Origin of the sequence: Pseudomonas fluorescens (assembly GCF_002837185.1) — a bacterium.
Taxonomy (GTDB): domain Bacteria; phylum Pseudomonadota; class Gammaproteobacteria; order Pseudomonadales; family Pseudomonadaceae; genus Aquipseudomonas; species Aquipseudomonas fluorescens_AM.
Window position 1 is genome coordinate 25147 of the sequence record NZ_KZ478032.1, and the last position, 7774, is coordinate 32920.

At 59.7% G+C, this 7774-nt stretch carries 7 protein-coding genes; 4 read left to right on the forward strand and 3 right to left on the reverse strand.

Going from position 1 to position 7774, the window contains the following annotated elements; genetic code table 11:
* The first annotated feature begins 9 nt into the window (after positions 1-9).
* Together CIB54_RS25790 and CIB54_RS25795 are read left to right on the forward strand one after the other, a co-directional pair.
* Positions 10-1956: a patatin-like phospholipase family protein gene (locus CIB54_RS25790; protein WP_101221338.1), complete on the forward strand. Its 1947-nt coding sequence runs from the start codon at positions 10-12 to the stop codon at positions 1954-1956.
* Positions 1957-2012: 56 nt separating this feature from the next.
* Positions 2013-2912 carry a formate/nitrite transporter family protein gene (locus tag CIB54_RS25795; protein ID WP_065949546.1) on the forward strand — a complete coding sequence of 300 codons (900 nt, stop codon included), beginning with the start codon at positions 2013-2015 and terminating at the stop codon, positions 2910-2912.
* 12 nt (positions 2913-2924) lie between these two features.
* Here the strand turns inward: CIB54_RS25795 and CIB54_RS25800 are convergent, their stop codons facing one another.
* Positions 2925-4214 (reverse strand): cation:dicarboxylate symporter family transporter, encoded by a 1290-nt coding sequence (locus CIB54_RS25800; RefSeq protein WP_269801698.1) that lies wholly within the window; start codon positions 4212-4214, stop codon positions 2925-2927.
* Between the two features lie 38 nt (positions 4215-4252).
* Positions 4253-4666 carry a VOC family protein gene (locus tag CIB54_RS25805; RefSeq protein WP_065949544.1) on the reverse strand — a complete coding sequence of 138 codons (414 nt, stop codon included), beginning with the start codon at positions 4664-4666 and terminating at the stop codon, positions 4253-4255.
* Between the two features lie 91 nt (positions 4667-4757).
* On the opposite strand from CIB54_RS25805, the gene CIB54_RS25810 reads away from it, so the two are divergent.
* Positions 4758-5618, forward strand: a complete 861-nt coding sequence (locus tag CIB54_RS25810; RefSeq protein WP_101221340.1) for a LysR family transcriptional regulator — start codon at positions 4758-4760, stop codon at positions 5616-5618.
* A gap of 24 nt (positions 5619-5642) precedes the next feature.
* Here the strand turns inward: CIB54_RS25810 and CIB54_RS25815 are convergent, their stop codons facing one another.
* Positions 5643-6878 carry a cation:proton antiporter gene (locus CIB54_RS25815; protein ID WP_065949542.1) on the reverse strand — a complete coding sequence of 412 codons (1236 nt, stop codon included), beginning with the start codon at positions 6876-6878 and terminating at the stop codon, positions 5643-5645.
* Positions 6879-7064: 186 nt separating this feature from the next.
* Between CIB54_RS25815 and CIB54_RS25820 the strand changes: the two genes are divergently transcribed.
* Complete coding sequence (locus CIB54_RS25820) at positions 7065-7451, forward strand: MAPEG family protein (protein ID WP_057723556.1); 387 nt, start codon at positions 7065-7067, stop codon at positions 7449-7451.
* Positions 7452-7774: the final 323 nt, after the last annotated feature.

Sequence of the window (7774 nt, forward strand, 5' to 3'; positions counted from 1 at the left end):
AGCCTGTGTATGAAAGTGTTCAGTCCAAGTGCCCAGATTCAGCACTTATTGGATAAAGAGGATCAGTCTGCGGCCAAGTCCAGCGCCAAGACGCCTCTGTTGGAAGGGGTGGGCGAACGCAACGTGACGCTTCTGCGCGATGACCTGGGGCGGGTCGAAGTGATTTTGTCGGCTGCGCCTGTCACAAGCCTGGTGCTCAGCGGCGGAGGGGCCAAGGGCATCGCTTTTTCGGGGGTGGTGCAGGCCCTTGAGCAAGCGGGAAAGCTGCAGGGTATCCAACTGGCTTGCGGCTCATCCGCCGGCGCGATTTCGGCGGCGTTGATCGCCAGTGGTATGGGGGCGGCAGCCTTCGATAAGTTGTCCGATAGCATTGATCTGCCGAGCCTGCTCAATAGCAAGGATGCCGTGACGGCGTGGATGCAGGACGCCAGTGCCACACTTGGCAAACTCATCGGCCGGTTACCCGGCCCCGTCGGTAATGTGTCTCAGCTGTTGGTGACATTGTTGCCGCGCCTGCAAACTGAAGCCTGTCCTCTGGAGGAATTGATTCGAAATGAGTCGCGCCGGTCGCTGCTTGCGCATATCGCGCAAAGCCCTCGGGAAACCCGGCCTGCTGAAGTGATGAAGATTGCCGACAAGTTGAGTGCCGGCGGCGCACCGACGTTTGGTGACCTTGAGGTGTTGAACCGTCATATCCCCGCGATCAAGCAACTGAGCATCACCGGTACCGGTATGTTTGCTGGGCGCCCGCAGTTGGTGGTGTTCAATGCCAGCTTGACCCCGCAGATGGACATCGCTCGGGCGGCGCATATTTCCGGTTCCTTGCCGGTGGTGTTCAAAAGCCCCGTGGAACAAGGTCATGGCTTCCAGGCCGCAGGTGAAATCACCGCGTTCAAGGACGGTGGCTTATTGCTCAATACCCCGGCGCCGGGTGTGGTGCAGAAGGTATTTGCTGACAGTCCCTTGAACAAGCCTGAAGCGTTGATCGTCAAGTTTGAGTCCAGCGTCAGCGAGACACCGGCGCGAAGTGGCAGCTTTCTCAGCAGCGTGGCTGACCGCGTCATCGGCGTCGAACATTCGGCCGCTGAAGCCTTCCAGGAGAAAAAGCTCGAAGCGTTTGCCGATCAAATCGTTACTTTGCCCCTGAAGACTGAAAAAGGTGATTTTCGCGGCCTGCTCGGCGGTACCGTCAACTTCACGATGCAGGATGAGCAAAAACAACATCTGCAGGCCAAGGCGTGTCAAGCGGTAGAGACACATTTGGAACGCCGCTCTACAGCGCTTGGGCATCATGCGTTTCAATCACTGCATGACGCCGTGTTGGCCATGGATGATCAACTGCTCGCCAGCGTACAGTCGGCGCTGCAAAAAGACCCGGCCGCGGCGGATGTGCTGACGTTCAGAAGCAATGCGCAGCAGGCGTTGCAAGTGCTGGATGAGGCGATCACCGAAGCGAATCAGACCCACGATACGCTACTGTTTACGCCGCAAATTTTATCAGCGCTGCGCAACCTGGATGCCCTTGTACGACGGCCTGAGCAAGTCGACTGGTTGGGAGGGCGTCTCAATGTCGCCGATCAGCGTAACTTTCAGCAGTTGCTGCAAATGGCGGCCAGGCAGATCGCAGGCGGTGCGCCGCCGGTGTCCAAAGTCATCGTCGGCGCTGTCGCTCAGATGGGCGCGCGCGATATCGCGATGAAAGCAGACAACTTCACGCGGGAGGTGATCTACCCTTCGTTGTTTCGGCCTGGCCAACCCGGCGCCAATGTCGAACTGCTCCAGCGTACGGCTCAAGACTTGGCGTGGGCTACCACGCCCACCGAGTTCAATCGTGTGCTCGGCACCCTCGGCGACAGTTACAAAGCACGTAATAAACCCTGGGATAAAGCGTCCGGTTCCACCACGGTGGAAATGGCCCAGGCCTGGAGAATTCCGGTTAAGTTGCCTGGGCACTGAACAGCCACGGTGGCCGCGTGTCGTAGCTACACGCCCCCCTTGGACTCCGGATAATCATGGCCACCGACGAAGCAGGCAAAACCCCCAACCTGTCGCAGGAAGAGCAGCAGGACGTAGACAAAAACCAGCCGCCCCGCGCGGCGGTGCTGCATGAAATCATTCGTACTCAAGGCGACCAGGAGCTGGAGCGCAGCGTCGCGGCGTTGTGGTGGTCTGCCCTGGCTGCCGGGTTGACCATGGGTTTGTCGCTGATGGCCATGGGATTGCTCAACTCACGCCTGCCGGACGGCGAAGCGTTCAAGGTCATCGCCAGCTTTGGCTATTGCGCGGGTTTTCTGGCGGTGATCCTCGCGCGCCAGCAGCTGTTTACCGAAAATACCCTCACCGCCGTGTTGCCGGTGATGAGCAAACCGACCCTGGCCAATGCCGGGCGCCTGTTGCGACTGTGGACGGTGGTGCTGGTGGGCAACCTGTGTGGCACCCTGCTGGTGGCCTATGTAATGCTGCACCTGCCGATATTCGACACCAAGACCGACATGGCCTTCCTCGAAATCGGGCGCAAGATCATGGAAAACGACACCGGCCAGATGTTCGCCAAAGGCATCGTCTCTGGCTGGATGATCGCCACCATGGTGTGGATGATCCCGTCGATGGAAAGCGCCAAGATGTGGATCATCATCCTGATCACCTACCTGATGGCGTTGGGCGATTTCACTCACATCGTGGTGGGCTCGGCGGAAGTGTCGTACCTGGTGTTTGCCGGCGAACTGTCGTGGCATGACTTCTGGCTGGTATTCGCCGGCCCGACCCTGGCCGGCAATATCATCGGTGGCAGCTTTATCTTTGCGTTGATCAGCCATGCGCAGATTCGCAGTGAAGGCCAGGCGCCCAGTTCGGGTAAACAGGCGCCCGGTAAACTCCCCAAGGAGCATTCCGATTCGGCACAGGATAAATGATCAATGGGTGGTTCACGCCTGCAAGGGTGGAGTGGCGGGCTTTGCCGGCGCGTCACTGCGCGGCGCTTCGAGCTGGCCCTCCCAGCGCGCGATGACCAGCGGTGCCAGTGCATTGCCCAACACATTGAGCGCCGTGACCGGCATGTCCATCAGCCGGTAGACGCCCGCGATGATCGCCACGCCTTCCACCGGCAACCCCGCTGTCGTCAGGGTTGCCGTCAGGATGATGAACATGAAGCCCGGCACGCCCGCCGCCCCTTTTGACGTCAATACCATGATCAGCACCAGCATCGCCTGGTCCGCAAGACTGAGGTCGATGCCGTAGGCCTGGGCAATGAACAATGTGCCAAGTGCAGCGAACAGAGATGCGCCATCGAGGTTGAAGGAGTACCCCAGTGGGATGACCATGCTGGTGATCGAGCGGGGGGCGCCGTAACGTTCCATTTTCTCGATCAGCTGCGGCATCACCGTGGCCGACGCGGCGCTGCTGTACGCCAGCAACAATTCGCTGCGGATTTCGCGTATCAAGTGAAAAAGGCCCACTCCGGCGACGCGCGCGACCACTCCTAGAACACAGATTGCAAACAATGCCACGGCGACATAGGTGATGCCGATCAGCTTGGCCAGGGGCAGTAAAGCGCTGAGCCCGAAACTGGCCACTGTCACAGCGATCAAGCCAAAGATGCCAATGGGTGAGTAATGCATGACCAGATGAGTGACTTTGAACATGGTGTCCGAGACTGCCTGCATCACAGCCACCAGGGGGGCTTTCTGCGGGGCCGGCAGCAGTGATAACGCGCAACCGAACAGGATGGCAAAGAACAACACCGATAGCAGCTTGCCTTGCGACATCGCTGACACGATGTTGTCCGGCACGATGTTGGCCAGGGTTCGGCCCAGGTTTTGCGTCTCGCTGGCGCTGGCCAGGCCTGATACCGGAGCTTGCAGGGTACTGCTGAAGTCGGCGCCGACGCCGGGCTGCAATACATTGCCGACGATCAGGCCGAACACGATGGCGATACTGGTAATGGTGAAGAAGTACGTGAAGGTCTTCAGGCCGACGCGACCCAGGGCGCGAGTACTGCCCGCCCCGGCGATGCCGACAACCATGCAGGCGAACACCAGCGGCACCACGATCATCTTCATCAGCCGAATGAACAAGTCCCCGGCGGGTTGCAGCAGGTTGTCGATAAACCAGGTCTTGTGCTCCGGGAACTGATTGAGAAGGACGCCGACGATCACGCCGGCGGCGAGACCTATCATGATGCGGGTTACCAGGCTGGAGGATGTATTTGTACGCATGCTGTATCCCTTTATTTATTGTTTTGGGGGCGGGAATTTCAGGGGTGGAACAGGTTGTTGAAATCCTTGAATCCCTTGATTTCGATGGGGTTGCCGCTGGGGTCTAGAAAGAACATCGTGCGTTGCTCGCCGGCTTCGCCCACAAACCGGACCACCGGGGGGATTTCGAAGGCAGTGCCCAGCTGGGTCAGGCGTTCGGCCAGCGCCAGCCACTCATCCAGCGGCAACACGACGCCGATATGCGGCATCAACACGCTGTGCTCTCCGACCTGGCCGGTACGGGTCGTGCTGAAGGGCGTGCCCAGGTGCAGAGAGAGCTGATTGCCGAAGAAGTCGAAATCAATCCAGGTGTCGGCGCTGCGGCCTTCATGGCAACCCAACACATCTCGATAAAAAATCCGCGCTTGGTCCAGGTCACGAACATGATATGCAGCGTGAAAGGGTCTGTTCATGGGGGCTTCCCGAGTCAATGAGCATCCAGGGTAATCAGGCCGCACGACGGGGTAAAACAGCTTCGCGTTGCGCTGAGCGAAAGGAAAAATTATGGACGTGCGCTTTCTTAAAAGCCTGATTTCGGTGGTTGAGACCGGTTCGATTGCGGCAGCTGCACGCCGGGAGAATCGCACTGCTGCGGCCATCAGCCAACGCATCCAGGCCCTTGAACGAGCGTTAGGGTGCACGTTGTTACAGCGCACGGCGCACGCGGCGCGCCCCTCGGACCAATGTCTGGCGCTGATGCCTAGAATCCGTTTGATCGTTGAGCAGGTGCAGGCGCTGCAGAGCGATCTGGCGCACGATGCGTTAGCGGGGGACATGAAGATTGGCGCGATATCAACGGCACTGACTGGCGTGCTGCCACGCCTGATTGAGCGGTTGGCGGTGTCGGCCCCCGCGCTGAAGCTGACGATCACTCCCGGCGATTCCAAAAGCCTTTATGAAAAAGTGCTGACCGGCGAGCTGGACGCGGCGATTCTGGTGAGGCCACCTTTTCAGCCGCCAAAATCCTTGACGCTGGTGGTGCTCAAGGCTGAGCCGCTCATTCTTATCACCCCGGCCAGTCTTTGCGCGCAGCCGGTGGAGACGCTGATGCGCGAGCAGCCGTTCATTCGCTATGACGCTCGGGCCTGGGGCGGGCAGATTGCCCAGCGTTATCTTGATGAACGGGCTTTTGAACCGAAAGTGGTATGCGAGTTGGATGCGCTGGAAACCATTGTGATGCTGGTTGCACAGGGAATGGGGGTTTCGCTGGTGCCGCAATGGGCCGGCATGGCACTGGATGGGTTGCGTGTGCTGCCGGTCGCTGGAGGGCGGTGCTACTCGCGTGACCTTGTGGTGTTGCATGATTCGACGCCGCACCGCCCATCGGCGATGCGGCATTTGCTTGGGCTACTGCTCGGCAGCTAGAAGCGCAGTGGCCTGGACGCCGCCTTAAGCCGGGTCGGCAACCTTGCGCACCACCCGGCCGATGCTCAACCCCTGGAGCAGAATTGACGACAACACCACGATATACGTGATGCTCAGCAGCAGGTCGCGTTCCGGGCCCAGCGGCAATGCCAGGGCCAGCGCTACCGAGACGCCACCGCGCAGCCCGCCCCAGGTGAGGATGCGGATAGTGCCGCGCGGGACCGTGCGCCAGCGTCGCAGCAGGAGGATCGCGGGGGCCACGGTCAGCAGGCGTGACAGCAGGATGGCCACTGCCAACAAGCTGGCCGCCAATACGTGCAGCCAGTTGAAGGGTAACAGCAGCAGTTCCATGCCGATCAGTGCGAACAGCAAGGCGTTGAGCATGTCGTCGAGCAATTCCCAGAAGCCGTCCAGATAGCGCCGAGTCATGTCGTTCATCGCCAGCTTGCGCCCCAGGTTGCCGATGATCAGGCCGGCCACCACCATCGCAATCGGTGCCGAGACGTGCAATTCGGTAGCCATCGCCGAGCCGCCAATCACCAGCGCCAGAGTCAGCATGACTTCGATCTGGTGTTGCTCGATGCTTTTGATCATCAGGTACACGAGGTAACCGATTAGCCCGCCGAATACCACGCCGCCAATCGCCTCATGGGCGAACAGCATTGCGGTGGCGCCCAGGGTCGGTGTTTCACCCAACTGTGCGATGCCCAGCAGCACGGTAAACACCACCACCGCTGTGCCGTCGTTGAACAGCGACTCGCCCACGATGGTGGTTTTCAGCGGTTTTGAGGCATTGGCGGTACGCAGCACTCCCAGCACCGCAATCGGGTCGGTGGGCGAGATCAGCGCACCGAACAGCAGGCAATACAGGAAGCTCACGTGCCAGCCGAACAGGGCAAAAATGTAGTACGCCAGGCTGCCGATCACCACGGTGGCGATCAAGACGCCAAAGGTCGCCAACAGGCCGATGGGCCAGCGATAGCTGCGCAGGTCGTTCAAGTTGACGTGCAACGCGCCGGCAAACAGCAGGAACGAGAGCATCCAGTTCATCAGCAAATCGCCGAAGTCGATCTGGCCGATCAGTTGCTGGATGCGCTCTTCCAGGCCGGGGTAGCCGATAAAACTGAGGCCTTGCAGGATCAGCGAAAACAGCAGCGCAGTGACCATCACGCCGATGGTCGGCGGCAGGCCGATAAAACGGAAGTTCACATAGGTGAGCAGGGTGGTGAGGCAGATGAAGGCGGCAACAAGTTCAAGCATCCGGGGTCCTTGGGGCGGGGAAATAGAGGTGCACAGCGTGCGTCGCGATGTCGTTTAGTATAAACAGGTGCGATTACCTGAAAGAACCTTTCGGTCGGCCACGGCTCTTAGCTTGTGGGTGGGGCTGATCGGCACGTGGGTGATGAAGCTCTGACTGCCTTGATAAATCTAAAAAGGGAATGACTGATGACAGTGGCTTTCTGGTGTGTGTTGATTGCGATCTTTCTGCCGTACCTGTGTACGGGTGTGGCCAAGTTCAGTGGAGGCAAGTTCGGGCCGCGCCATAATCACGACCCGCGCGCGTTCCTGGACACGGTCGAAGGCGTTGCCAAGCGTGCCCACAATGCGCAACTCAACAGCTTTGAAGTCACCCCGGCCTTTGCGGCGGCGGTGATTATCGCCCACCTGGCCGGCACGGCCGAGCTGGTGACGATCAATGTGCTGGCGGTGCTGTTCATCACCAGCCGCCTGCTGTACATCATTTGCTACCTGGCGGACTGGGCGATGTTGCGTTCGCTGGTGTGGGTGGTGGGGATGGCGCTGATTGCGAGTTTCTTCTTCGTCTCGATCTGAAGCTTGACGCAGCACCCCTGTGGCAGGGGGCTTGTCCCAATGCCAGTCAGTTAAGCGCAGATACCTTGTGGGAGGGGGCTTGCCCCCAATGCAGTCAGTTAAGCGCAGATACCCTGTGGGAGGGGGCTTGCCCCCGATGGCGGCCTCTGGGCCGACCAGGATGCTGGATTGGAACGAGTACATATCCGTTTCTGCGGTCACGGCTGCTATGGGTTCCGCTTTTACAGCGGGTCACTTTTGGAAAAGAGCCCCAAAAGTAACCAAAAAGGCTCTTGCCCCACCACTCGGCACCTCGCCTAGGCTCGGTGTGCCCTCTCTCCGGC

Bases quoted from the DNA above. Each gene is read 5' to 3' on its own strand.
- CIB54_RS25790 (WP_101221338.1), top strand. From the start codon at position 10: ATGAAAGTGTTCAGTCCAAGTGCCCAGATTCAGCACTTATTGGATAAA.
- CIB54_RS25795 (WP_065949546.1), top strand. From the start codon at position 2,013: ATGGCCACCGACGAAGCAGGCAAAACCCCCAACCTGTCGCAGGAAGAG.
- CIB54_RS25800 (WP_269801698.1), bottom strand. From the start codon at position 4,214: ATGCGTACAAATACATCCTCCAGCCTGGTAACCCGCATCATGATAGGT.
- CIB54_RS25805 (WP_065949544.1), bottom strand. From the start codon at position 4,666: ATGAACAGACCCTTTCACGCTGCATATCATGTTCGTGACCTGGACCAA.
- CIB54_RS25810 (WP_101221340.1), top strand. From the start codon at position 4,758: ATGGACGTGCGCTTTCTTAAAAGCCTGATTTCGGTGGTTGAGACCGGT.
- CIB54_RS25815 (WP_065949542.1), bottom strand. From the start codon at position 6,878: ATGCTTGAACTTGTTGCCGCCTTCATCTGCCTCACCACCCTGCTCACC.
- CIB54_RS25820 (WP_057723556.1), top strand. From the start codon at position 7,065: ATGACAGTGGCTTTCTGGTGTGTGTTGATTGCGATCTTTCTGCCGTAC.